A 24,473-nucleotide genomic window follows, 5' to 3' on the forward strand; every position below is an offset into this window, starting at 1 on the left:
TGCTAAATCCATAGTAGCTACTCAGTTTTTAATAATAATGCGAAAAGTGGTTGAAATCAGTTGAGGATTAGTCTTTTATAGCACACAAGACGAGACGGATCGAACGGATGACAACGGATCAGATTTCCTTTTTCCTTGATTATCAATAAATAAAATAAAAAGTTCCGTTGTCATCCGTGTGCATATATTATCATATTACCACATTATTCATCAGCTTAACCCGTCTATTTGGCCATCAACAATGTCAATATGTTTAGCTTGTGGCTCTTTGGGAAGTCCCGGCATACGCATGATCTCACCAGCAATAGCAACAATCATTTCTGCTCCGTTATTTATTACAATATCTTTAATATGAAACTCAAAATTATTGACTGCACCATATATCTTCGGATCGGCAGAAAATGAATATTGCGTTTTAGCAATACACACCGGATAATGAGTGATCCCCATCGTTTCGGCAAGCTTGATTTTCTTACGAGCTATCGTACTGTATGTAATCACACTTGCGCCATAGATACCGGTAGCAACTTTTTCTATCTTCTGTTCGATGCTATCATCATCTTTATAAGTGAATTGTAAGGGGGCGGATGGTTTTTTCTCAATAGTTTCCACAACGAGATTAGCCAGATCGACAGCTCCCTCTCCTCCTTCACTAAACGCATTATTAATGGCAAATCCTACTCCTAATTCTTCACAATGACGACGAAGTAACTCCATTTCCTCATCCGTATCACTGGCAAACTTATTGAATGCAACAATTACCGTCTGGCCAAAAGCACGAAGATTACGAACATGTTTATCGAGGTTACGAAGTCCTTCTTTCAGGCCCTCCATATTGGGATCTTTAATGCGATCAAGACTAATGCCGCCATGCATTTTCAATCCCTGTGCTGTGGCAACAATAACAGTCAGTCGAGGCTGTACGCCACTCTTTCGACACTTTATATTGTAGAATTTCTCTGCACCAAGATCAGCTCCAAAACCAGCCTCTGTGATTACATAGTCACCAAAAGTCATAGCCATCTTAGTTGCCAGGATAGAGTTACATCCATGCGCAATATTGGCAAACGGACCACCGTGTACAAAAGCCGCTGTATTCTCTGTCGTCTGCACCAAATTGGGGTGAATGGCATCTTTTAATAAAACGGTGATTGCACCAGCCACTCCAAGATCTTTCACTGTGAACGGCTTATCATCATAAGTAAACCCAAGAAGTATATTTTCAATGCGGCGGCGAAGGTCTTCCATATCACTTGCCAGACAGAGAATAGCCATAATCTCTGAAGCAGGAGTAATGTCGAAGCCGGATTGCATAGTGATGCCGTCTGTTTTGGCACCCAGTCCGGTAACAATGTTACGCAAAGAGCGATCATTTACATCGAGTACCCGACGCCAAAGGATTTCTTTTAGTCCAAAGCCATTGGACTGGTTCTGATACAGAAAGTTATCCAATAAAGCAGAGATCATATTATGCGCCGAAGTGATGGCATGGAAATCACCTGTGAAATGCAGGTTTATCTTATCCATAGGAAGTACCTGGGCATATCCACCTCCTGCTGCACCGCCTTTCATGCCAAAACAAGGTCCTAAAGACGGTTCACGCAAAGCTACAATCGCTTTCTTGCCTATTTTATTAAGTCCCAGAGCCAGACCGATAGAAACAGTAGTCTTACCAATTCCGGCTTTTGTAGCAGTGATAGCAGTTACCAGTATCAGATTGCTCTGTTTTACTTTCTCTTCGTCTATCAATTGCTCGGGGATTTTTGCAATGTAGCGACCATAGTTTTCCACTTCGTCACGCGGGATACCAATACTTTCAGCAACCTGCTTTATTTTTTTCAGTTCCGTACCACGGGCTATTTCTATATCTGATTTCATATCGGGTAATTATTAGTTTCGCTTTTGAGGTTGCAAAATTAACAATTAACTCCATACAAAAGTTGGAATAAGCAGAGAAAAATCACTTAAATCGTGAAGTATCTACTGCTTCCCGCTGTTTCTCCTTATAGCCACCAAACTTATAGGTAAATGAAACACCGAATTCACGGAAGCAAGAATAGTTATTCGTTACATTCTGTGTTGCAAAATGGATACGTGGCGAAATTTGTCCGGTTTCGAAGATATCATTACAGCGTAAAGTGAGCAAAGCTTTTCCTTTTGCAAACGTATATCTTATAGCCGCGTTCACGTTGCCGGATGCCGGTAAATCATAAATACCTTGCTGGGCTTTACTACGAACCATACCACTAATGATTATTTTAATATCCGGCTTACCGGAAAGTGTAAACGTATTGTTCATATGAGCCATACCATAACAAATCTTACGGTCAAAAGGAATATCCCAAAAATCACTGTCTTTCTGCCGGTCATACACTCCGATCAGAGTAATGCGAGAGCTTAACCACTCTTTCACTTTAAAAGGAATAACCGTCTGTAGCCCTATCTGTTGCTTCTTATCGAAATTTAAATATTTATAGATTTCCAACAAGCGATCAGGAGATTGATACAGTGTTTGGGTAGAGTAATCTTTCGTTTGGCTATACCAGGCAGTAAACATATACTTACTTTTCAAAACATATGTGAGTTGTGCCTGGTAATCAATATTCGGCTTCAAGAACGGATTGCCATGAATCTCAGAATATCCGCCTCCTAAATAAGATATAGCATCTTGTGTAGCCCAATAATCCGGATAATTTTTATCACTGCTAAAAGAAAGTTGCCAGATATTTCCGGCAGATGGAACATAGCTGAGATTCAGAGTCGGATAAAGATTCCATTCATTCCAGACAGGTGTATGAAACTGTTCGGTAGCCAGCGAAACATCCAACGATAATTTATCACCGAAGCTTTTATTAAATCCGGCATAAAAGTTTAAGGTCTGCTCACGCCGACGTGATTTCATGTTATTATTCCCAGACAATAATTCACCACTTTCGGGATGATAGTAGTATTGATGACTATGATCTATACTGGTAGTATAAGCCGCTCCGTAATTGATTCCCCAACCTTTACCCAGATTTTGTTCCTCAGAAAGGAAAAACTTCCAACGATTAATACGCTGACAATCATCACTCAGAAAATCAAGTTCGTCATCATTTAAACGACTGTGCAACAATTGGGTAGAAGGAGACTCATAGAATGTAAATTCCGCACCTGCCTTCAAGCCAAACGGAGTACGATAATCCACGCGTCCATTATGAAGTTGATCCGTACTACGTGTTTGCGTATTAGAGGTTTGTGCTCCTTCTACTGTAGTCCGGTTATGCCCATTGGTGAACGTACCATTATAAACAAAGCTCAATTGCTGTTCTTCTGCAATTAGGTAATCCGCACCAAGACGAACACTGTGTGTGTTGTGTCGGCTGCGCTGCATCTCATGTGTATTCATTGGATATACATGACTATCCGACAGCGTATGCAAAGCCTCTTTGTCCGTAAAAAATAGTTGCGTCCGTGTCCGTAAGAGTAAAGAAAGTCAGCAGAGAATTTATTTCCGGAATAAAGGAGGCTTGCACGCTCGGTCAATGCTTCATAATGTTTCTGTCTGTAATCGCTAAAAAGTTCTCCCTGAAAAGAAGGAGCATTTCCTCCCCCTTGTTTCAGACAAATATTTATCATGGCTCCACGAACCTGGTAGCGTGCCGGGGCGGAGTACATCACTTCAGCTTTCTCAATACGGCTTGAAGGAATACTCTTTAGCAACGTATTCAGCTGTTCGGTACTCATAGTAGTCACTTTACCATCTATGACTACGGTAACACCCTGTCCGGCAAGTGTGATACTACCGTTCATTTCTGCAACTCCCGGAAGTTCCTTGATTGCATCATAGGCATTATCGACAGGCAAATCATTTATGAGCCGTGGTATGTCATATACCAACTTGCCCTGTGTGGCTTTTACAATGGGACGTTCGCCTTTTATCATCACTTCAGGCAATTCGTGATAAATACTATCAATATAAATATCCAAGCTATCTTGAGATTGTGCACATAAGTGTGTTAACCCTATGCCAATCATAGTAAACAGTAAATAAATTCGTTTCATATTGTATCTGGTTTTAGTGATAATGCAAAATACGCCAAAAATCAGTTTAGTCTGCGTTATCCGAAACTTATGTAGTGTTATTTAGTCTTATCGTCCACTACCATACAAAACAAAGAAGAATTAGATAATAACACTGACAACAGACTGAATAACAATGAATCTATAATTAAAGTATTCTCTGCTTTCTTTTAAAAGAAGGCTATTTATGGTAACCTTTAGTACAATCTATTGATTAACTTTGCATCCAAATAACAGGATATTTATGAAAATCAATGCTGAAACAAAATATTGCCAGACGTGTGGAATACCTTTAGATATAGATTATACAAATCTTGAGGCAAACCAAAATGTGGAATATTGCGACTATTGTTTGCACAATGGAGTTAAACTCTATGATTTTTCAATGGATTATCTCATTTATCTTTGGGGGCTTTTCCCCGAAGAATATTATAAAGAGACAGGAGTTAATCTCACTTCGGAAGAGTTGAGAACGGAAATGTCCAAACGACTTCCGAATATCAAGAGGTGGAAACAAAAGATCAATACGGCTCATGTGCAATATGATTTGATTATAAGAGTTCAGGAATATATCAACCGCCATTTGTTTGACGACCTTGATTCTGACAAGCTATCTCATGTTGCAGGTATCTCCAAATATTATTTTCGCAGGCTTTTCAAAGCTGTCTGTGGAGAAAATATTGGAACTTACATTCAACGACTGAGATTAGAGTACATTGCATTTAAGGTAATAACAACTGACGTAAGTGTCCCGAAGCTTCTCGGTCAAATCAATTATCAGAACAAGCATACACTTTCGAGGGCATTCAAAAGTTATTTCAATTGTTCCATTCCGGAATTTCGCAAAAAGCATTCAAACGTCAATCCCGAGAGGAAGAATCCGATACGAATTGAACCAAGCATTGAAAAAATATCTGATATCCGAATCGCATACTTGAAATTGGAAAGAACAAATAATGTCATCCATAGCTTCTCTGTTTTGTGGAAGCAGTTGCTACAATTTTCCGAAAAATATGAATTGTCTTCAAAAGGATGTAAATATGTGAGCTTGACTCTCGATTATCCGTATATTACGTCTGAAAAGCAAAGCCGTTTTATGATTGGGGTGACATTGCCGCAGTCATTTGAAACGCCGAAAGGCTTTGGCATTTATGAAATTCATGCGGGAGAATATGCAATCTTTCGTTTCAAAGGGTTTTACCATGAACTGAATAAGGTGTACCGCCATATTTACCTTGACTGGTTGCCGGCAAACGATTATACCCTGCGAGAACAGTTCACCTTTGAGACTTACATCAACACTCCCGAAAAAACTCCGGCTTCGGAGCTTATAACAGATATTTATATCCCTATTACAAAAAAAGAAACATGAAATACTTAAACCAAGAGATAGAAAACGAATTAAAAAATCAAGGAGCAGAACTGATACGCTTTGTCGGCATATCACATTTAGACGAAAAGCAAAACAGACAACTCCCGAACGCCATTGTTTTTGCGCTTCCGCTAACTGCAGAATATGCTAAAATGGTATTTAATATTCCCGACTACGTACAAGTACGGATAGCGGATAATTACAATTTCGACGATGATGAATATTCGCAAACCGAACATAAGGCGGGAGAAATAGCAGACGAATTGGCCAAATTCATCACCGGGAAGGGCTATAAAGCCATTTCACAATCCGATACGGGATTATTGGCCGACGGCGTATTCAATTTTGAAACAAAAGAATCTGTATTGCCCCATAAGACCGTTGCATTACTTGGCGGATTAGGATGGATTGGAAAAAATAACCTGTTAATTACTCCTGAATATGGTTCAGCACAATGTCTCGGTACGGTTTTGACTGATGCTCCACTGGAAACGGTATTGCATGAACCTCTATCTCCAAAATGCGGTAATTGCATTACTTGCGTCAATATCTGCGAGAGAAAAGTCCTTAAAGGTAAAATTTGGAGTAGATCTGTTTCAAGAGATGAAATCGTTGACATACATGGATGCAGTACCTGTTTGAAATGCCTTGTGCATTGTCCCAGAACACAAATATATATAAAGAGGAATATTGTCTGAATCTCCACAAGTAACGAACAAAGAATAACAAATAGAAGAAGCCCAATCGAGGGTTCACAAGAATAAAAACGGAAGAGAAATCAATCCCTTCCGTTTTTTCTTATATTTTTCCACAACCAATAATTGAAAAATCTAAATCTTTCGAATTACCTTAGCGGGGTTACCTGCTACAATCGTATTCGGTTCTACATCGCTGGTCACAACACTGCCTGCTCCTACAACACTATTCTCACCGATTGTAACTCCCGGAAGAATCGTAGCCCCTGCTCCTATCCATGCCCTGCGGCAAATATGTACCGGCTTACAAGTAATAATCGAGCGATTGTCGAGATCATGATTATTCGATATCAGTTGTACGTTGGCGGCTATCTGAACATCATCGTCAATCGTGATGCCACCAGCAGACATCATCAGGCAACCGTTCATTATAGTGACATGGCGGCCAATCTTCACCTCATGGGGACGAACAACTGTAAGCGGGGTATTCACATGACTGCCTTCCCCCATATTCGGAAAAAGACGATGAAGCAGTTCATCATATTCATCCGTCATCGGCATAGTATGGTTCAGGCGGAATACCAATTGTGTCTGTTCTTTCGCTAAAGCTAGTTCCGCCTCACTCTGGTGTGCGCAATCTATTCTTATTTCTTTCATATATAATGCTACTCCTTATTTCAATCTTTTTCCATCCGAAAAGGCATTACCTACCTTTTTACCCACTTCCAGGTAATCGTTATTGAACGGATCGAATATAACAGGAGACACTTTGGATACATCCACCTTACCGTTTTCGTCAAGAACACGTTCGTCTACACTCACATTTATTATTTCACCACGTAAAATACAGGTTTCAGGATCATAATCTTTCAACTTACATTCCAGTACTACGGATAATTCGTCGATCAACGGTGCATCCACAAACTCCGAACGAGTCGCATGGAAACCTGCACGAGCAAATTTATCCGAAACCTTATTACCGGAAACAATGCCTACGTAATCACAGGCAACCACCTGTCCGACCTCTGCCATACTTACAGTAAAAGCCTTACGTTTCAGTATATTGGCAGTCGTTTTATGTCCCTCACTAATACAAATACTGATTTCATGCATTTCGCTGATACCACCCCAAGCTGCATTCATAGCATTGGGAGTACCATTTTCATCATAAGCAGCGATAATGAACACCGGCTGCGGATAAGTAAAGGGCTTTGCCCCAAAATTCTTTCTCATAACAATTTATTTTTTAGTCCATTTCTTAATATCTTCCTTCGTCGCACCATTCAGAAGTTGACCCTTCTGCCATTTCATATCAGGATAGGTTTCCCGCAACTCTTTTTCTGCATTAGAAATACTGCTTCCACCCGATGTGGCAAAGGGAATAATCACCTTGCCGGCAAAATTATCGCTCTCAATAAAAGTATTGATGATTCTCGGAGCTGAATTCCACCAAATGGGGAAACCTATATAAATGATATCGTAATCTGCAAGATTCTCTGGTTTAGATTTTAGTGTAGGGCGTAATTTAGCATTTGACATTTCCACACTGCTACGTGAGGACTTGTTATGCCAATCCAAATCAGCAGTGACATATTCCTTTTCAGGTTGTATTTCGTAGAGTGTACCACCTGTAACTTCTACAATCAACTTCGCTGCTTTTTCCGTCGTTCCTGTTGCCGAGAAATAAGCCACCAATGTCTTATTACTCTGTTCCTGTGCATTTATAGTGATACATAACATCATGATCACTACCATAATCATACTTTTAATCTTCATAGCCCTTTATAGTTTTAGTTTCTATTATCATGGTACAAAATTACAGGATAATATCTATCATAAAGGTATATAAATTACTGATTATCTAACCCAAATTACTGATAAAAGAAAAAATGAAGGTCAACCTTAAACCTCAATCAGGATTTATGATGACACGATATAGTACTCATTCGGGTTATCTACTGTTATCAGAAATACTATTTAAAGTTAATCTGAAGGATATTTCTTTATACCATTAATAATTTATCTCATATAATATCTACCAGTACGAGATGGATTTATTAATGAAATGCGCCAATCAAGGCACACGGGTCATAGTTACCTTGCCAATAGTCTGAAAAACGGAAGAAAGTGTTATTTAGTCTTACCGTTAGGTGCGATTAATCCACTTTCCTCTTATCTTTGCCTATACAAAGAACATGTGTATCGGGCATGAAACTACCTTTTAAACATATTGCTATTCTTGTACTCGTTTCGCTGATAGGTATCTTTGCATATCAGGCATATTGGCTTACGGGACTTTACCATACTATGAAAGACGATCTCGAACATAGTATCGTGGAATCTATGCGTATGAGTGATTATAATGAGATGATGCTTCGCGTAGAGAATCTGAGAAACTATGGAGATGCACACGGTGAGGTATCTGTTGCTGCCGGATATAATGATGAGGGAAAATCTTTTGTTCGTAGTAGTACCACTACTTATCAGAATGCAAGCCAGTTGGATAGTGCAAAACTCGAGAAACTTACTTCCCAAAGCGATAGCAACATTACCTATTTGAAAGATTCTACAAAAGTAGTAGAGATATACGTACATAATGACAGTGCCCGTTCCCCTAAAGATTCTAATAAAAAAGCAGAAATGCTATTCAATGGTGAGATTGTAGATACTCCCGATGATTCAATAAAAGAGTATAAGAATGCTCAGATGGCAGATCAGAAAGAAGGAGAAGCTGCTTTAACCTCCAACAGCGGACTGGATATAATATTAAAGGATAAAAACAGTATGTTGGAACTCGCCACTCACTTCCAACGCGGACTACACTCTGGCCTTGATCTTCTTATGGATCCCGATTTGCATGTATATGATAGTTTATTAACTCTTTCTCTCAGAGCAAATAATATTTTTCTGCCGCACCGGACGGAGTTTCTTCATTCCGGAAGTAATATAGATTCTACACTGACCTTTACCGACACACTCGGTATTGCCGGAGACAGCAGTTATATTCCGGGACCGAAAGCACAATGTTACAATTATGCATTCGATCTTCATTCCTCATTTATGTATCGCCTTTGGATAGAGCCTGTAACTCTGCTCGTGTTAAAGCAAATGATCGGTATACTTATTACTTCATTCATTATTTTTATCATACTTTCTTTCTCTTTCTGGTATCTCATTCGTACTATCCTGCGCCAGAAATCATTGGAAGAGATAACAAGCGATTTTACCAATAATATCACTCATGAGTTGAAGACTCCTATCTCTGTAGCTTATGCTGCCAATGATGCCTTACTCAACTTTAACCAGGCCGAAGAGAAAGTGAAGCGCGACAAATATCTCCGTATCTGCCAGGAACAACTACAACGGCTCAGCGGACTGGTTGAACAGATATTAAGTATGAGCATGGAGCGTCGGAAAACTTTCCGCCTGCATACCGAACGTTTGGAGTTAAAACCAATGTTAGATACTCTGATCGAACTTCATAAGCTGAAAGCTGAAAAAGAGATAACCATCACTTATGAAATAGAACCTGCCAATCTTTCTGTGATGGCAGATCGTACTCATTTCAGTAATATTATCAGCAATCTAATAGATAATGCCGTGAAGTATTCTCCGGGGCAGGTTCTGATTAAATTGCATTGCCATCGTAATGCGAACGGACAGGTTGAAATATCAGTTACCGACCAGGGTATCGGCATAGCTTCCGAGAAGCAAAAACATATATTTGATAAATTCTATCGTGTGCCTACCGGTAATCTTCATGACGTTAAAGGCTACGGGTTAGGGCTCTATTATGTCCGTACGATGATAGAGAAACATGGCGGCACTGTTAGTGTTGAGAGTGAACCGGGACACGGAAGTACATTCACATTGGTAATTAATGAGTAGTTTTATTATGAGTAAGGACAAAATCAAAGTACTGCTGGTGGAGGATGAACTCACCCTCGCCATGATCATTAAAGACACGCTTGAAGAGAGTGACTTCATTATCCATACAGCCGCCAATGGTGAAGAAGGATTACGCCTGTTTTTTGATTTACGCCCGGATGTACTGGTAGCCGATGTGATGATGCCGCACATGGATGGATTTGAAATGGTACGCCGTATCCGTCAGACAGACAGGCAAACACCGATACTCTTTCTCACAGCCCGGTCGGCAATCAATGACGTAGTAGAAGGTTTTGAACTTGGTGCAAATGATTACCTGAAGAAGCCTTTTGGCATGCAGGAACTCATTATACGTATCAAATCATTAGCCGGGAAAGCATTTTCTTTTACCGAGACGCACAAGGAAACGTGTTTTGAGATTGGACGGTATATTTTTAACTCTGTAGCACAAACACTTATCTATGCCGGTACAAAGCAGGAGCTCTCTCATCGTGAGTCGGAGATACTAAAACGATTGTGCGAGAATCGTAATCAGGTTGTGAATACGCAAAACGTTTTGCTGGAGTTATGGGGAGATGACAGTTTCTTTAACTCCCGCAGTCTGCATGTGTTTATCACCAAGTTAAGACATAAATTAGCACAGGATGAACGGATACGTATCGTTAATGTGCGTGGTATTGGTTATAAAATGATCGTTAACTAACGGAGGACGAAATTATGGACAAAAGGATCTGCATCGGCTTTCTATTCTCTCTTTTCGCAATCGCGGTTTTTTCACAGACCGAGGCGCCCAATGATAGTATAAAGCTATTGGTTCCCGCCGTCCCGGAAAGCCGTTCACCTGTACATACAGACGACAGTGGTTTCATTTTGCCGGATGCTACTCCTGACTCACATCATGCCTCTCCTGTGGCAGCAGACAGCATGACGATGCGTATCACTATCCCCGAATTTGTCCGGACTCCCTGGCCCAAACCACGTCTTGGTCAGGATTCTAACCCCTGGGCACGCGACTATAACAGATATGACAATTTCATACTCACTCCCAACAGTTACATCAGCACCTATAGTACATACAATACGTATCCTACTATGGGTACTCACATAGATGTCGGTGCCGCCTATACCTATCAGTTCAATGAGCGATGGGATGTTACCGGAGGGATTTATACAACAAAATATACAATGCCTTCCTTCGTTCACGGGTCTCAGTTTGATGCCGGTTTCAACGGCTCATTCGGATATCGTATTAATGATTGGCTCAAAATAAGAGCAGTCGGGCAATACTCCATCAACGGGCAACGCAATGCGGCACACGGTTATCTCACTCCTATGGCTCCACAGAGTTACTACGGAGTAATCATGGAGTTGAAGGTAACCAATTGGCTTGAGCTTCACGGAGGCATGGAACGGGTGTACGATCCGATGAAGATGAAATGGAAAACAGTTCCAATCGCTTATCCTGTTTTTAAAATCGGAGGGAAATAAAACAGAGCGATTGTAAGAGAAGCACTCAATGATTAACCGCCCATTATTCAAGTTAAGTTTATACAACAGATTATTCCCTGATATAGATAATCAGCAAATATTTTCTATCTTTGCCTCAATAATAACCTACGGATATGAAAAAGCTGATATTATTTCTTTCTTTGCTACTGGCAACGGCTGTAGTGTCCGCACAATCGGAACTACCGTCAGATGATCGTACCCCTCGTGCTCCGGAAGAGAACTATAAGGAGTTTGGCGGATTTCTGCTGGATATGGGTTTGATGAGTGTTATGCCTCCCCATTTGCCCAAAGTAGATCTTTCTCTGTCCGATACCGGCAAAGATTTTAATCAATTGTTCCGTCTCAATCCGGATGTAACTTATTCACAGGGATTATCAAACGTTTTTACCCCTTCTTTCTCCGGATTCGGCGGATTTGGTTTCGGCTCTGCACAAAACCTGCAAATGGGATCATTCAAGCTGAAAAACGGTATGCGAATCAATACATACGGTGAATATAATGCCGATGGATACAGGGTGCCTAACCGTAGTGCACTACCTTGGGAAAGAAATGCTTTCAAAGGAGCTTTCGAATTGAAATCGGCCGATGGTTCATTTGGAATACGCATAGAAGTACAGCAAGGAAGAAACCCCTATTACCCTTAATAATAAAGCATGAATATTCTAATTATTGGTGCCAACGGCTTTACCGGCCGATGGATACTGAACGATCTCGTGGCACGCGAAATATACAACATTACTGCTTGTTCGTTACGCAATGACATCCAAAGTAGCGACGGCTATCAGTTTATCCGTGCAGACATACGTAATGCATCAGAAGTACGGGCACTCTTCAAGGAAGTTTGTCCGGATGTGGTTATTAATACCTCTGCACTGTCAGTACCAGACTTCTGCGAAACACATCATAATGAGGCGCGTGCTACCAATATCACTGCGGTAGAACATCTGGCGCGTGCCTGCGAACAGTATGGAAGTCGTTTTATACACCTTTCCACCGATTTTGTGTTTGATGGCAGAACTGACCGGTTGTATACAGAAGAAGATGAGCCTAATCCGGTCAATTACTACGGGATTACCAAACTTGAAGGGGAAGAGCGTGTTGCAGAATGCTGTGGTAACTATGCCATTGTCCGCGTAGTCGTGGTCTATGGGAAAGCATTGCCCGGTCAACATGGTAATATTGTACAACTGGTAGCCAACAAACTACGTAGCGGTGAAACAATTCGTGTTGTTTCCGATCAATGGCGTACTCCTACTTTTGTAGGTGATATCTCATATGCCGTAGAACAATTAATGCATCATCCCCGTAATGGAATTTACCATATCTGCGGAAGCGATTGCGTTTCTATAGCTGATATAGCCTATCGCGTAGCTGAGGTATTGAAGTTGGACCGTTCCCTTATTTTGCCTGTCACTACGGAAGAAATGCAGGAAGCCACCCCTCGTCCCCGTTTTAGCGGCCTGAGTATTGCAAAAGCAAAACGAGAAATCAATTATACTCCACATACCCTTGAAGAAGGGATAAAAGAGATGTTTACATGAATAACGATACCCTTATACTACAATCGAAACCTTATACAGATAAAGTAATCGGTTTCGCCGGTCCTACCCCATTGGAGATCATATTGGATGCTTCCGGAAAGATATCAGAAGTGAAGCTTCTACCCAATAAAGACACTCCGAAATACGTACAGATAGCCATAGATGATGGCTTACTGAAAGCCTGGAACGGACTTACGCCCCAGGAAGCACTGGCAAAGAAAGTAGATGCAGTATCCGGAGCTACTTTTACATCAAGGGGGATTATTAATACGGTGCATAAGCGTCTCGAAGTTTATGAAGCCGAACAAAGCCGTTCCGATGTCTCACTCCTTGCTATAACAGGTACAGGATTGCTAATTATTATTGCATTGGGATACTTCCTGATACGTAGAAAAAAACGACGAAAGAAAGGTTATGAATAATTGGAAGAAGAAGTTTATTATTATATGGTCAGGGCAATTATTTTCTATTCTCAGCAGTTCAATTGCTCAGTTTGCTATCGTACTGTGGATCAGTCTTGAAACGGGTTCTGCCGAAGTACTTTCGTTTGCTACTATTGCTGCATTATTACCCCAAGTAGTATTAGGTCCTTTTGCCGGTGTATTTGTAGACCGCTGGAACCGTAAGTGGACTATGATATTGGCAGACAGCTTTGTTGCTCTCTGTTCCGGGGTTATTGCACTGTTGTTCTATCTTGATATTATCGAAATATGGCAAATTTACCTGTTACTGATGCTCCGTTCCATGGGTAGTGCTTTCCATGCACCTGCCATGAAATCATCCATACCGTTGCTTGCTCCGGAGAAAGAGCTAACGCGTATTGCCAGTATTAACCAGGCGATACAAGCTGTGTGTAATATCTGTGGTCCGGTGCTGGGTGCTGCATTGATTGTTGCTACGGACATGAGCATAGTGATGCTTCTCGATGTTGCAGGAGCTGTTATAGCTTGTACGGCTTTGCTGTTTGTATTTATCCCTAACCCGGAAAAAACAGAAACAGATACTGCCGATAATGTGTTGCGGGATATGAAGGCAGGCTTCAACGTTATTAGCAGGAATCGTGGATTGAGTTGGGTAATGGTAATCGAAGTGCTTATCACTTTCTTTGTAATGCCTATCGTAGCGCTATTACCTCTGATGACATTAAAAAACTTTTCGGGAACAGCTTATCAGGTCAGCCTGATCGAACTTCTTTTCGGTTTAGGTATGCTGTTGGGTGGTATTCTGTTAGGAATATGGAATCCCCGTATCCGGAAGGTAGTGATGATGAATGTATCTTATGTTATCATCGGAATAAGCATTTTTATTTCAGGCATTCTCCCGCCTTCGGCATTCATTGCCTACGCTATATTTTCCGTAGTACAAGGTCTTGCTATTCCATTTAATTCGGGCCCTTTCACAGCGTTACTTCAAACTAAAATCGAGGCTTCTTTCCTGGGACGTGTATTCTCGTTGTTTGACAGTATCAGTTTACTGCCTTCTATTTTGGGATTGATGGCTACCGGATTTATAGCAGATGCTATCGGTGTTGCCAATGTATTTGCAATATGCGGTATTGCCATTGTATTGACTGGGACACTGGCGTTCTTTATTCCTTCAATAATGAAATTGGAAAGGGAAGAATAATTTGCCAATGTGCCAATTGGCTGCGCAATGAGTGCTTCCCGCACGGGGAGGAACGACAAGCGATGATTCATTGAAACGCAGATAAACGCAGATTTTCGCAAAGGGAAACAAATATAAATAAAGATCCACAGTCTTTTAATCTGCGTTTATCTGCGATCATCCGCGTTTCATCAAAGATTTAATTCTTAACTGATGTACAACAATAGGTAGCGCAGCCAATTGGCACATTGGCATATTAGCATATTGTCGTATTATTCAGAATCTTTTCCAGCAATTCCTCTATAGTATCTGCCTTTGAAACTTCTCCTTGCTGAGAATAAACAGTAAAACTTCCCTCCTTTTTCAAGTCACCGACTTCAATAAAAAACTCTGATTCCACCTCTTTATCAGCAAGAATGCCGTTACGTTGTAAAGCCTTGCGTACCATAGCATACCCCTCCCCTTCTCCTATAAGACGAAGTTTGGTAATATATTCATTATCTACCCGGAAAAGACCGGTTTCAATATCAAAAATAATCCCCTTATGAGCAAAAAAGGTACTTAAACTACCATTGAGTGAAAGATCTTCAGGAGTGCCAATTATGACTCCGTTCATTTTATCCATCAGCCATATTTTGTCGGCAATCTGCAATGCCAATTCCAAGTCATGTGTAGAAAGGAAAATCGTTTTATTCGTCTGACGGCTCAACCGATGAAGCAGTTGCATCATCTCTACCTTACTGGGAAAATCAAGAAAAGCAGTCGGTTCATCCAGAAAAATGATAGGTGTTTCCTGTGCCAATGCTTTTGCAATCATCACTTTCTGTCGTTCACCATCGCTTAACGTATGCACCATTCTATCGGCAAGCTTCTCTATCTTCACTAAAGAGATAGAACGTTCTACGATTTGTTTATCATCCTCGTCAAGTGTTCCCCAAAAACCGGTATAAGGAGTACGTCCAAGTCCCACCAGCTCCGTTACAGTCATATTGCGCACTTCACATTTTTCGGTCAGCACTACACTGATGGCCATTGACAGCTCTTTGTCTTTGTATTGTTCAATCTCTTGGCCCTGAATGAAAATTTCTCCGCTAAGCTTAGGCTGAAAAGCAGAAAGAGTACGCAACAAAGTAGATTTGCCGATACCATTAGCTCCCAACAAACAAGTTAGTTCACCACTATTGATGCCGGCATTGATGTGCCCGGCAACCACCTTCACCTCTCCTTTACCAGGATAACCGATGGAAAGATCTTTTATATGAATGGTATTTTGCTTCATGATTATTGATGTATGGCTACAATTCCGGGGAACAAAGATACTTATTTATGCAGTGATAGCCCAGACGATAACGGTTTTTGTTTTCCATCCTTACCGTTCTTCTTTAGTTTACTTACCGGGGAATGTTCCTTCTCTCACCGGGGGACGATGTTTTAGATGTACATGTCGTACCGCTCCACATGCACATGTCGTACTGCTTTACATGTACATCTAAAACATCATTCCCCTACGACCTTTGGTACGTTGGGTTATAATAAACTTATCGATGTCCTTACTGCAAGACAAACTACCCAACCCGTTTGTGTACAAAAGGAGCGCAGAGAAAACAAAAGATAAAAGTCTGTATATCAGCCGATGATAAAGTACGTACTTTATAGGTATAAAAGTACGTATTTAAATGTAAGTTAAAATCCATTTTAACACACCCTTAAATACGTACTCTTGTTTGAATGATATTCAATCTTTAAAACAGCGAAAACTGATCATTGCGCAGGCTTTTAACCAAACGCTCTTTCACGATATCATCTTCTTGCAATTCTCCGACAAGCATAGGAGAATTTTTATCATGCTTGTTCAAATTATACTTCACCGTGTTATAGTTTCCTTTGATGGCATAACAATAAATACAGCCATTCAGACAACTTTCATAAGTACCGATGTCAATACTTTCCGCACACCGGCAAATATCACGCTGATTTTTATCTTTCCGGACGGATATAGGATAACCTGTAATTCTTTCCACCAATTGATTATCAATGCACAATCCATCCGGAATGCCCAAGTGAGTCAAATCGACCTTGACTGTACATGTATCCAATTGAATAGAACAGGTGTCCACCGTTTTTTTAAAGGATACCGCCATCTCCTCAATATCCGCTTTCAGTAGAGATTGTATGTTAAATTGACTGACAGCAGTGCGGATATGCTGATAATGATCTATAAAACCAAGCATACACTTCTCTGTATGTTCCTTTAACTCATAGGCGATTTCAGCAAATTTCTTTTTGTGAAAACCAGGGGTATATGTCTCATTGGTAAGAACCGGATCATAACGCCAGATTACTTTCTCCTTACCTATCCGGTCCGAAAGACGCTTAAAAGTATCAATACGTTTGCTTATTGCAGGGAGATGATTCTCAATATCCGGTCCATAAGGGTTGAGAGTAAACTGAAAATAGTAATTGTAATCTTTCAGTTGGTCCAGCTTTTCAAGCATCGGAGCCGGATTCTTTGACCAGAAAACAATACAGTCTACTACGGCAGGATCCAGACTAATCCTACTTATCATTTTTGAGTTATAAGGATTGGGAACAAGCACATACCTTTCTTTTATCCGGTTAAAAAACCAGTCTGAATAAAAGGCGGGTATATCAGTTCTGCGACTTGCACTAATTATCATCTTGTAAAGTTAGCAAAAAGAGAATAAGGGAAGAAAAAGGGAACGTAAAAAAAAGACAAAAGACTCTAAAGCTATCCAGGCAAAAGGTAAATAGTATAAAGTCTTTTGTCTTTATCTGCAAATCAGTAATCTACCGTTCCTTGGTCATCAGGCCCTGAAACCGATAACAGAACGTGGAGATAGCCGCATTTCATTGATCTTCATCCGATTTACAGCAAAACGCACATCTTCTTCTTCAATCGTCTGATAAAGCCTCTTATCTTCTGAAGGCGTACTTCTGAATATTCTTTCTGCCATTGCAGGAAGTACCCCATTCGTTATTAATTGCCCCATCCAGCGGGCGTTACTGAAATACGAATCTTTATGCTCACAAACGTGGATCACTGTTTCTTTCAGAACACTCCGTGCACCATTCGTCAGCACATACCCTTTCTTATCCAACAGATCATATCCTATCCGTAATAACTCGTCAACAGAGTAATCTTCAAAATGAAATTGATGCGGAAAACGTCCCCACAGTCCCAGATTGGCATCCATCATCGCCTTCATCTCTTTTTCATAACCGGCAAATATAACCAGTATATCAGCATGCTCCAATGCAAGTACGGCTAATAAGGACTCCAATACCCGAAATCCAAAGTCCTTATGATCACTTGCTCCGTCATAAAGCGTATATGCTTCGTCTATGAATAGTACATTGCCACGTGCACGTTCCAGAATCTCCTGCATATTCTTTTCCGTCTCTCCGATAAAACGCCCCACCAACTGTGAACGTCCGGTCACTATAACCTCTCCTTTAGACAGTTGCCCCAATGCATGATATATCTTCCCTACCATCTTGGCTACTGTTGTTTTTCCCGTTCCCGGATTACCGGTGAAAATCATATGATGTGCCCCCGGACCCTGAACAGGTAACCCCAACTGTTTACGTTTTTCATTGAAACGTACAAATTTGAAAGCCTGTTCCATATTCTGCTTTACTTTACTTAAACCAACCAAAGCATTCAGCTGCTTCATGCTTTCATCAAACAAGTTGGCCTGAGCTTCAAAAAAAGTTATATCGATATCTTGTGCTTCAATACGTATAAGCGCTTCGGGCAAATCTTCGGTTGGCTGATTATCTTCGAGAAGAATGCGCTCTTGCATACGGGGATAGATGGCCTTATGGATAAACTTACTGACGGTATCTTCTTTCCAATATAACAATGTTCCGTTATCAGATTCTGTCTTCATGCTCCGGTACAAAACCTGTTGTGCATCCGACGAAAGATAAAAGGATTCGCTTTCCAGCTGCTGCTCTACTAAATTAAGTATATCATGCATGGAGAAGCTTTCTGTCTTAAAATGGTTCTCTTCCGGAAAATACGCAGCAAGTTCGGGGACTAACTCAAACAATTGATTAATCTCGGCGTCCATGCCGGACAGTATAAACATCCCTTCTTGTTTTTGCAATGCATTAATCATCTTGCCAATCACGTTCGAAGCACCCGGAGAGGTTAATGCTAATAAATGATCCAGATAAATAACTCTTCCGTAACACTGGGTGAAAAGTTCAGTTGCCGTTTCATAAGGATCCACCGCATTATGTGTTTCGGTCAGCGTATACGCGTTCACCTGTTTGAAGTAAATCTCCGAGCCGGCAAGTAGAAAAGCTGCATTCTTTGCGAAAATCTCTTTATTCCTTCCACCCGCTCCGGTAATGACAAAATTAGAATAATGCCGGAGAACATTCAGCTTTCGACGCTTACGCAACCGGTCGAATTCACTCTGTTTATATAAGTTCAATAGTTGACGACGCGCAGCTGTCATGCCCGGAAGATTATGTAACTCATTATACCACAATGGATTCTTTCCCAAATAACGGGCAAGCATATAGTCAACTGAATTTTTATGGACAGGTTCATAGCTGCAATCGATCATTCCTTTTTCTCCTAAAGAGAAAGAAACCTTGTAAAGAGGTTCATCATTGTGTAATAATAGTACAAAATAATGCCCTTCCGTCCATATCCTTTTAGGATGGAAAGTCAATTTCAGGACGTTCTCACCTGACTCTGTATCTCCCGGCCTGCCTTCGGATTCACCTACCAGATTTAGCAAACTATTATAACAGAATGCTGTAAAATGATGGAAGGAAGTAATTGCTTCCCTAAAAAGGATATTCAGATACATACGTCCGGAAGTTCCGCAGATCTCTTTAGAATCCCCATGATGCTCAATATGTACTGATTGTATAGTATACTTATTACTTTTATCCGTAAATGTTTTGTTTGATTTATTCTTATTCATAGTAGTATAATAATTAAGAGTAAAGAATATAAGACTTTTAAATGTATAGAAACACGAAATCCCGCACAAGTTAATATACGGGCATGAGAAAGACCGCCTCAGTAAAGAGACAGTTATGCGCAAATCATAAAATGAATGAGAAAAAAGGTTCAATTATGAAAAGTACAGGCCTGCATAGCTTTTTTCGTTCCCGATCTGCACGAATTTTATACCGGACAGATCTTGAACGTTGTTCAAAATGTCAAAGATCAAAATGCATCAATCGACAAAATCCCGACCGGGACTCTGTTAATCGAATCACATTGTTCATCTTTGAATTCTGAATTTCAAAACTGTGTTGCCTCATTTTGAGAAAAAGTTTTGTGCAAATATACAGGAACTTCCGGGCGTTTCCAAATAATGCCGAGGAAAATTGAAACAGACTCTAAAGATGATAACCGTAATTAAGGTATAACTATCCGTAATTTGTATACAAAAGTTTTTGTAGATTCTGTGCAATTTTGCAACGTGAAATAATAGATAAGAATATGAAGTTATTAAAACAAACCCGAATGCATATGTTTATAGGGGAAGATACTGACGGTGCACCACTCTAAATTTGCTTTAGCAAAACATCGGTGGGACGAACCGATCATGAATGTACGAAAAATGATAGAGACGGATTCGCTAAATGTTCTCAACCCTATGATTGGTGAAATTGTCAACATAGACAAATAGATACTGCATTCATACTCATTGGGAGTATAAATATTGTATTCCAACTATTTTGAAACACAGATTATCGCAAAGTCATGTAAATATCATTAATGTAGTCTTATTATAATCTGCGAAAATCTGCGCTTGTTTGCGTTTTAACAATCTTTCTACACACATGGTAGTAGAGGTGAGCTGAATTGTTTCAAAGATATTGTAGATATTACAAGGAACCGAAAACTACATTTTACAGGTGAAATAAACATAAATTCCCGGCAACATTAATTTTGTGAAATTCTGTATTCATTCGGTGCCACTCCGGTTATCTTTTTAAACAGGCTGCTAAAATACTGTACATTAGAGAAACCTAACTTATCTGCAACCAGGGCAGTCGTATTGTTCTTATCGGACAACATTCTTTTAGATGTCTCAAAACGTTTTTGCTGGAAATACTCATATATATTTTTCCCTGTCTCAAACTTTAACAGATCACTAAAGTAATGAGGAGATAATTGAAGGTTCCTTGCACAATACTCAGCTGATGGTAATATGCCATTCATGAGTTTGCCAGACTGAACATATTCATCCCATAACAAGTCGGTTTTATTGATTATGAGTTTATTGGGTTCGTTGCGTGTGATGAACTGCCGTTCATAGTAACGAGTACAATAGTCTAAAAACAACTCGATATATCTCGAAATAATTGTTTTAGTATGACAATCGATGGCATGTTGCAATTCTTCTCCGATATTGCATAAACATTCTATTATCTTTGTCTTTTCACGCAAAGAAAGATGTAAAGCTTCTTCCGGTTTATAATAAAAGAATGAGTAATTCTTTATATTTGCTTCCAATGAAGTGTGATAAAGTAAATCCGGGTGAAATGCCAGCAACCAACCTTTTTGAGAAAGTATCTTGTTTTTATCCGCCTTAAAGGATTCTCCCGGAGTAAGAAATATCAATGATGCATTGGAATAATCGTAATATTTACGCCCGTACAGGAAATCTTCAGCATGACCTTCTATCAATATGACTGTATAGAAGCCAAATTTAAGGGTACGTTGTTCCAAATTAGCTTTCGACAAATCAATGACACTTATCAATGGATGAAGCGTTTTACATCCTAAACAGCAATTACATTGATGTACAGTTTCTATATTCAATATGTTTTTTTTCATAAAAACAGCCTATTTTTAGCAAAGACTACACTAAGTAGTTTATCAAAGAACTATATCGTTTTGTGCCCTGTATTCATTAGGTGAACATCCGACGTTCTTTTTAAACAGACGTGAAAAATGTTGCGTATACTGAAATCCTAACTTATATGCAATCTGAGAAATTGGCTGATTGGTATTGAGTATCTGGTCTTTTGCATGATTGATTATTTTGAACACAATGTGCTGCTGGGCACTCTTCCCTGTCTCTTTTTTTATTAAATCACCAAAATAATTAGGCGAAAGAAAAACCTTATCTGCAAAGTATTTCACGGTGGGGAAACCATTTTTTTCTGCATTTTGTTCCAGGAAATAATCATCCAGAAGATGTTCAAACTGTACAATAATGTCTTTATTAACTCCGCTGCGAGTGTTAAATTGCCGTTCATAAAAACGCATACAATAGTCAAGCAATAACTCTATGTTTTTAGCTATCAAAGTTTTGCTATGCTTATCTATTGCACGCTCTAACTCCATCGTGATATTTTTAAGGCAGTCCGTTATTATTTGCTGTTCAGCATGAGACACATGAAGCGCTTCACTTACCTCATAAGAAAAGAAAGAGTACGTATTGATGTTCTGCCCCAAAGATGTACCACGAATTAAGTCAGGATGAAACACAATACCTATGGAAGACGGTTGGACGTTTTCTTTCAATTCAATACCTATAACCTGTCCCGGCGCAAAACTAACAATTGTTCCTTCCTGATAATCATATTGTTTTTTACCGTATTTAAGATCTCCGCACTTCGTATGTTTCAAGAAGAGCGAATAGAAACCCATATTGATCCGGATATGATTCGGACGATTGGTTGCCTTTTTCAAATCTACAATTCCGACCAGCGGATGCATGGTTTCCAACCCGTATAACTTATTGTATTGATCAATAGTATCAATCTTTATAATTTCATCCATAATATGAAGTATATCAAATAATTTGACCTTGTTGCGTTCTGTATTCATTGGGAGTACACCCTACGCGTTTCTTAAATAACCGACAAAGGTGCTGCGGATATTGAAAGCCTAAAGTATAGGCTATCTGACTAACAGTTTCATCCGTTTCGGTAATATGTTCCTTTGCCATTTCAATAACCTTATCCTGAATATGCTCTTGCGGAGTTTTTCCGGTTTCCTTTTTTACCATATCTCCAAAATAGTTGGAGGAAAGGCAGATTTTGTCTGCAAAATATTTCACTGAAGGTAATCCTTCCTGCATGGGGAGTTTACTTAGGAAATATTCATTCAAAAGTTGCTCAAATTTCGTAAGAGCATCTTTATTTGCATCACTGCGGGTAATAAACTGTCGTTCATAGAACCGCATGCAATAATTGAGGAGTAATTCTATATTCATTGCAATCAGAGCCTTACTATGTTTATCAATAGCATGTTCCAGCTCAATGCTGATTTTCTTGAGACAATCCATAACAATCCCCTTTTCCTGATCTGAAAGATGAAGTGCTTCATTGACAGCATAGGAGAAGAAAGTATAGTTTTTTATACTCTTTCCCAAAGAAGTGCCACGAATCAAATCGGGATGGAAAACAATACCATAAACTTCCGGTGTGATTTCATCTTCGATCATATCTACACGTACAGCCTGACCGGGTGCGAAACAAACAATAGTCCCTTCCTGATAGTCATAAGATCTACGTCCATACTTAAGATCACAGCTCTTGGTCTGCTTTAAAAAAAGTGCATAAACCCCATAATTCATTTGGGTATGGTTAACTATCTTAGTTGCTTTCGTAAGATCTACAACACTCACTAACGGATGCAATGTTTCGAGTCCATACATGCTGTTGTACCGGTCTACACTTTCTAAGTTTACTATATTATCCATAGACATAAGTATTTGAATTTTAGCAAAGATATAAATAAAATATACACTGATTCAGCGGAATTAGTCAAATCTGTAATTTGGGTTATACTATCTGTAATTTGGGTACATTTTTTTTTATGCTAACAGCTAAAGTTGATTTTGAAAGCCATTTTCTTCTGTAATCAGGGTTATCATACCTGAATAGAAATGAAACGGTTCACCACGGAGGACACGGAGAGCACAGAGATATTATTTTCTCTGATGAAACGCAGATGATCGCAAATGAACGCAGATTAAAAGACTGTAGTTCTTTATCATACATTTGTTTCTCTTTGCGAAAATCTGCGATCATCTGCGTTTCAATAAAGATTTAAACTCTATGTCCTATGCTACCTCTGTGATGAAACCTCATACAATCTGTAATTGAGGTTATATTATCCGTAATTTATCTACAAAGTATCTTCTCACAACAGTGTATCTTTGTAACATAAAAAAACAACTAATTAAACGACCTGTCATTATGAGTAAAAAAGTACTGATTTTATCATCCAGTCCGCGACGCGGAGGCAACTCTGACACACTCTGTGATGAATTCATGCGTGGAGCTATAGAAGCTGGAAATGAAGCGGAAAAAGTTTTTCTACGGGATAAAACGATCCACTATTGTATGGGATGCAGTGTATGCAGCCAATATAAGAAACCATGCCCTCAGAAAGATGATGCAGCGGAAATCATTGCTAAAATGCTGGCTGCTGATGTCATAGTTCTTGGTACTCCCGTATATTTCTATGCAATGAGTGCACAATTGAAAACATTGCTCGACCGTTGTTGCGGGCCTTATACCGAAATGAAAAACAAAGAATTCTATTTCCTTGCTACCGCTGCCGAAGGAAAAGAAGGGCTTGCCAGCTTAGAACATGTTTTCGATAATCTGATGGGCTTTATAGATTGTCTGGAAAATCCGGTAGTAAAAGGCAAAGTTCTTGCTACCGATGTCTGGCATGTAGGTGAGATAAAAGGCAATCCAGTCTTGATCGAAGCCTATGAGATGGGAAAACTAATTTGATAGTGATATCTTCTTCCAAAGTACGGATTGATTACATTAAAATAA

20 protein-coding genes and 2 pseudogenes are annotated in these 24,473 nt (G+C 39.7%); 11 read left to right on the forward strand and 11 right to left on the reverse strand.

Features of this window, described 5'->3' with window-relative positions:
- Positions 1-210 precede the first annotated feature (210 nt).
- Together K8P02_RS08250 and K8P02_RS08255 are read right to left on the reverse strand one after the other, a co-directional pair.
- Positions 211-1,878, reverse strand: a complete 1,668-nt coding sequence (locus K8P02_RS08250) for a formate--tetrahydrofolate ligase (protein WP_223382216.1) — start codon at positions 1,876-1,878, stop codon at positions 211-213.
- Between the two features lie 82 nt (positions 1,879-1,960).
- A pseudogene (locus tag K8P02_RS08255) lies at positions 1,961-4,044 on the reverse strand (outer membrane beta-barrel family protein).
- Positions 4,045-4,306: 262 nt separating this feature from the next.
- Here K8P02_RS08255 and K8P02_RS08260 point away from each other — a divergent pair.
- A complete protein-coding gene (locus K8P02_RS08260) occupies positions 4,307-5,434 on the forward strand; it encodes a GyrI-like domain-containing protein (RefSeq protein ID WP_223382218.1) in 1,128 nt (375 codons plus the stop codon).
- Positions 5,431-6,132 (forward strand): epoxyqueuosine reductase, encoded by a 702-nt coding sequence (locus tag K8P02_RS08265; protein WP_025866407.1) that lies wholly within the window; start codon positions 5,431-5,433, stop codon positions 6,130-6,132. The genes K8P02_RS08260 and K8P02_RS08265 overlap by 4 nt, the downstream gene beginning before the upstream one ends.
- 132 nt (positions 6,133-6,264) lie before the next feature.
- Here K8P02_RS08265 and K8P02_RS08270 read toward each other — a convergent pair whose 3' ends face one another.
- The 3 genes from K8P02_RS08270 to K8P02_RS08280 are packed head-to-tail and all read right to left on the reverse strand — an operon-like array spanning position 6,265 to position 7,905.
- Positions 6,265-6,786 carry a DapH/DapD/GlmU-related protein gene (locus K8P02_RS08270; RefSeq protein ID WP_025866408.1) on the reverse strand — a complete coding sequence of 174 codons (522 nt, stop codon included), beginning with the start codon at positions 6,784-6,786 and terminating at the stop codon, positions 6,265-6,267.
- 15 nt (positions 6,787-6,801) lie between these two features.
- A complete protein-coding gene (locus K8P02_RS08275) occupies positions 6,802-7,362 on the reverse strand; it encodes a flavin reductase family protein (protein ID WP_025866409.1) in 561 nt (186 codons plus the stop codon).
- 6 nt (positions 7,363-7,368) lie between these two features.
- Positions 7,369-7,905, reverse strand: a complete 537-nt coding sequence (locus K8P02_RS08280; RefSeq protein ID WP_007485545.1) for a flavodoxin — start codon at positions 7,903-7,905, stop codon at positions 7,369-7,371.
- 432 nt (positions 7,906-8,337) lie between these two features.
- Between K8P02_RS08280 and K8P02_RS08285 the strand changes: the two genes are divergently transcribed.
- The 7 genes from K8P02_RS08285 to K8P02_RS08315 all read left to right on the forward strand — a co-directional run bounded on the left by K8P02_RS08285 (position 8,338) and on the right by K8P02_RS08315 (position 14,693).
- On the forward strand, positions 8,338-10,017 hold the full coding sequence (locus K8P02_RS08285) for a sensor histidine kinase (RefSeq protein WP_007485544.1): 1,680 nt from the start codon (positions 8,338-8,340) through the stop codon (positions 10,015-10,017).
- A gap of 7 nt (positions 10,018-10,024) precedes the next feature.
- Positions 10,025-10,720 carry a response regulator transcription factor gene (locus K8P02_RS08290; RefSeq protein ID WP_002560372.1) on the forward strand — a complete coding sequence of 232 codons (696 nt, stop codon included), beginning with the start codon at positions 10,025-10,027 and terminating at the stop codon, positions 10,718-10,720.
- A 14-nt stretch (positions 10,721-10,734) separates the two neighbouring features.
- The gene (locus K8P02_RS08295) at positions 10,735-11,505 is read left to right on the forward strand and encodes a TonB-dependent receptor (RefSeq protein WP_007485543.1); all 771 of its coding nucleotides are present in this window, start codon (positions 10,735-10,737) and stop codon (positions 11,503-11,505) included.
- A gap of 134 nt (positions 11,506-11,639) precedes the next feature.
- Entirely contained in the window at positions 11,640-12,170 is a 531-nt protein-coding gene (locus K8P02_RS08300) for a hypothetical protein (RefSeq protein ID WP_007485542.1), read from the forward strand.
- Between the two features lie 9 nt (positions 12,171-12,179).
- Positions 12,180-13,067: a dTDP-4-dehydrorhamnose reductase gene (gene rfbD, locus K8P02_RS08305; RefSeq protein WP_007485541.1), complete on the forward strand. Its 888-nt coding sequence runs from the start codon at positions 12,180-12,182 to the stop codon at positions 13,065-13,067.
- The gene (locus tag K8P02_RS08310) at positions 13,064-13,489 is read left to right on the forward strand and encodes an FMN-binding protein (protein ID WP_007485538.1); all 426 of its coding nucleotides are present in this window, start codon (positions 13,064-13,066) and stop codon (positions 13,487-13,489) included. The genes rfbD and K8P02_RS08310 overlap by 4 nt, the downstream gene beginning before the upstream one ends.
- On the forward strand, positions 13,482-14,693 hold the full coding sequence (locus tag K8P02_RS08315; RefSeq protein WP_007485537.1) for an MFS transporter: 1,212 nt from the start codon (positions 13,482-13,484) through the stop codon (positions 14,691-14,693). The genes K8P02_RS08310 and K8P02_RS08315 overlap by 8 nt, the downstream gene beginning before the upstream one ends.
- A 235-nt stretch (positions 14,694-14,928) precedes the next feature.
- Here K8P02_RS08315 and K8P02_RS08320 read toward each other — a convergent pair whose 3' ends face one another.
- From K8P02_RS08320 to K8P02_RS08330, 3 genes are all read right to left on the reverse strand, one after another.
- Complete coding sequence (locus tag K8P02_RS08320; RefSeq protein ID WP_007485536.1) at positions 14,929-15,951, reverse strand: ABC transporter ATP-binding protein; 1,023 nt, start codon at positions 15,949-15,951, stop codon at positions 14,929-14,931.
- Positions 15,952-16,414: 463 nt separating this feature from the next.
- Positions 16,415-17,350 carry a DUF1848 domain-containing protein gene (locus K8P02_RS08325; RefSeq protein ID WP_025866410.1) on the reverse strand — a complete coding sequence of 312 codons (936 nt, stop codon included), beginning with the start codon at positions 17,348-17,350 and terminating at the stop codon, positions 16,415-16,417.
- Between the two features lie 147 nt (positions 17,351-17,497).
- Positions 17,498-19,636 carry an AAA family ATPase gene (locus tag K8P02_RS08330; RefSeq protein ID WP_025866411.1) on the reverse strand — a complete coding sequence of 713 codons (2,139 nt, stop codon included), beginning with the start codon at positions 19,634-19,636 and terminating at the stop codon, positions 17,498-17,500.
- Between the two features lie 570 nt (positions 19,637-20,206).
- Between K8P02_RS08330 and K8P02_RS08335 the strand changes: the two are divergent.
- Positions 20,207-20,353: pseudogene (locus tag K8P02_RS08335) on the forward strand (MBL fold metallo-hydrolase); the annotation flags it as partial.
- A 257-nt stretch (positions 20,354-20,610) separates the two neighbouring features.
- On the opposite strand, the gene K8P02_RS08340 reads toward K8P02_RS08335, so the two are convergent.
- The 3 genes from K8P02_RS08340 to K8P02_RS08350 are packed head-to-tail and all read right to left on the reverse strand — an operon-like array spanning position 20,611 to position 23,383.
- Positions 20,611-21,507 carry a helix-turn-helix domain-containing protein gene (locus tag K8P02_RS08340; protein ID WP_002560381.1) on the reverse strand — a complete coding sequence of 299 codons (897 nt, stop codon included), beginning with the start codon at positions 21,505-21,507 and terminating at the stop codon, positions 20,611-20,613.
- 42 nt (positions 21,508-21,549) lie between these two features.
- On the reverse strand, positions 21,550-22,458 hold the full coding sequence (locus K8P02_RS08345; protein ID WP_025866412.1) for a helix-turn-helix domain-containing protein: 909 nt from the start codon (positions 22,456-22,458) through the stop codon (positions 21,550-21,552).
- Between the two features lie 13 nt (positions 22,459-22,471).
- Complete coding sequence (locus K8P02_RS08350) at positions 22,472-23,383, reverse strand: helix-turn-helix domain-containing protein (RefSeq protein ID WP_025866413.1); 912 nt, start codon at positions 23,381-23,383, stop codon at positions 22,472-22,474.
- Positions 23,384-23,882: 499 nt separating this feature from the next.
- On the opposite strand from K8P02_RS08350, the gene K8P02_RS08355 reads away from it, so the two are divergent.
- On the forward strand, positions 23,883-24,428 hold the full coding sequence (locus K8P02_RS08355; protein WP_002560384.1) for a flavodoxin family protein: 546 nt from the start codon (positions 23,883-23,885) through the stop codon (positions 24,426-24,428).
- Positions 24,429-24,473 lie beyond the last annotated feature (45 nt).

Source organism: Bacteroides nordii (genome assembly GCF_019930665.1).
GTDB classification, from domain to species: Bacteria; Bacteroidota; Bacteroidia; order Bacteroidales; family Bacteroidaceae; genus Bacteroides; species Bacteroides nordii.

Bases quoted from the DNA above. Each gene is read 5' to 3' on its own strand.
- K8P02_RS08275 (WP_025866409.1), bottom strand. From the start codon at position 7,362: ATGAGAAAGAATTTTGGGGCAAAGCCCTTTACTTATCCGCAGCCGGTG.
- K8P02_RS08260 (WP_223382218.1), top strand. From the start codon at position 4,307: ATGAAAATCAATGCTGAAACAAAATATTGCCAGACGTGTGGAATACCT.
- K8P02_RS08340 (WP_002560381.1), bottom strand. From the start codon at position 21,507: ATGAAAAAAAACATATTGAATATAGAAACTGTACATCAATGTAATTGC.
- K8P02_RS08300 (WP_007485542.1), top strand. From the start codon at position 11,640: ATGAAAAAGCTGATATTATTTCTTTCTTTGCTACTGGCAACGGCTGTA.
- K8P02_RS08320 (WP_007485536.1), bottom strand. From the start codon at position 15,951: ATGAAGCAAAATACCATTCATATAAAAGATCTTTCCATCGGTTATCCT.
- rfbD (WP_007485541.1), top strand. From the start codon at position 12,180: ATGAATATTCTAATTATTGGTGCCAACGGCTTTACCGGCCGATGGATA.
- K8P02_RS08250 (WP_223382216.1), bottom strand. From the start codon at position 1,878: ATGAAATCAGATATAGAAATAGCCCGTGGTACGGAACTGAAAAAAATA.
- K8P02_RS08330 (WP_025866411.1), bottom strand. From the start codon at position 19,636: ATGAATAAGAATAAATCAAACAAAACATTTACGGATAAAAGTAATAAG.
- K8P02_RS08345 (WP_025866412.1), bottom strand. From the start codon at position 22,458: ATGGATGAAATTATAAAGATTGATACTATTGATCAATACAATAAGTTA.
- K8P02_RS08310 (WP_007485538.1), top strand. From the start codon at position 13,064: ATGAATAACGATACCCTTATACTACAATCGAAACCTTATACAGATAAA.
- K8P02_RS08265 (WP_025866407.1), top strand. From the start codon at position 5,431: ATGAAATACTTAAACCAAGAGATAGAAAACGAATTAAAAAATCAAGGA.
- K8P02_RS08355 (WP_002560384.1), top strand. From the start codon at position 23,883: ATGAGTAAAAAAGTACTGATTTTATCATCCAGTCCGCGACGCGGAGGC.
- K8P02_RS08315 (WP_007485537.1), top strand. From the start codon at position 13,482: ATGAATAATTGGAAGAAGAAGTTTATTATTATATGGTCAGGGCAATTA.
- K8P02_RS08280 (WP_007485545.1), bottom strand. From the start codon at position 7,905: ATGAAGATTAAAAGTATGATTATGGTAGTGATCATGATGTTATGTATC.
- K8P02_RS08270 (WP_025866408.1), bottom strand. From the start codon at position 6,786: ATGAAAGAAATAAGAATAGATTGCGCACACCAGAGTGAGGCGGAACTA.
- K8P02_RS08285 (WP_007485544.1), top strand. From the start codon at position 8,338: ATGAAACTACCTTTTAAACATATTGCTATTCTTGTACTCGTTTCGCTG.
- K8P02_RS08295 (WP_007485543.1), top strand. From the start codon at position 10,735: ATGGACAAAAGGATCTGCATCGGCTTTCTATTCTCTCTTTTCGCAATC.
- K8P02_RS08325 (WP_025866410.1), bottom strand. From the start codon at position 17,350: ATGATAATTAGTGCAAGTCGCAGAACTGATATACCCGCCTTTTATTCA.
- K8P02_RS08290 (WP_002560372.1), top strand. From the start codon at position 10,025: ATGAGTAAGGACAAAATCAAAGTACTGCTGGTGGAGGATGAACTCACC.
- K8P02_RS08350 (WP_025866413.1), bottom strand. From the start codon at position 23,383: ATGGATAATATAGTAAACTTAGAAAGTGTAGACCGGTACAACAGCATG.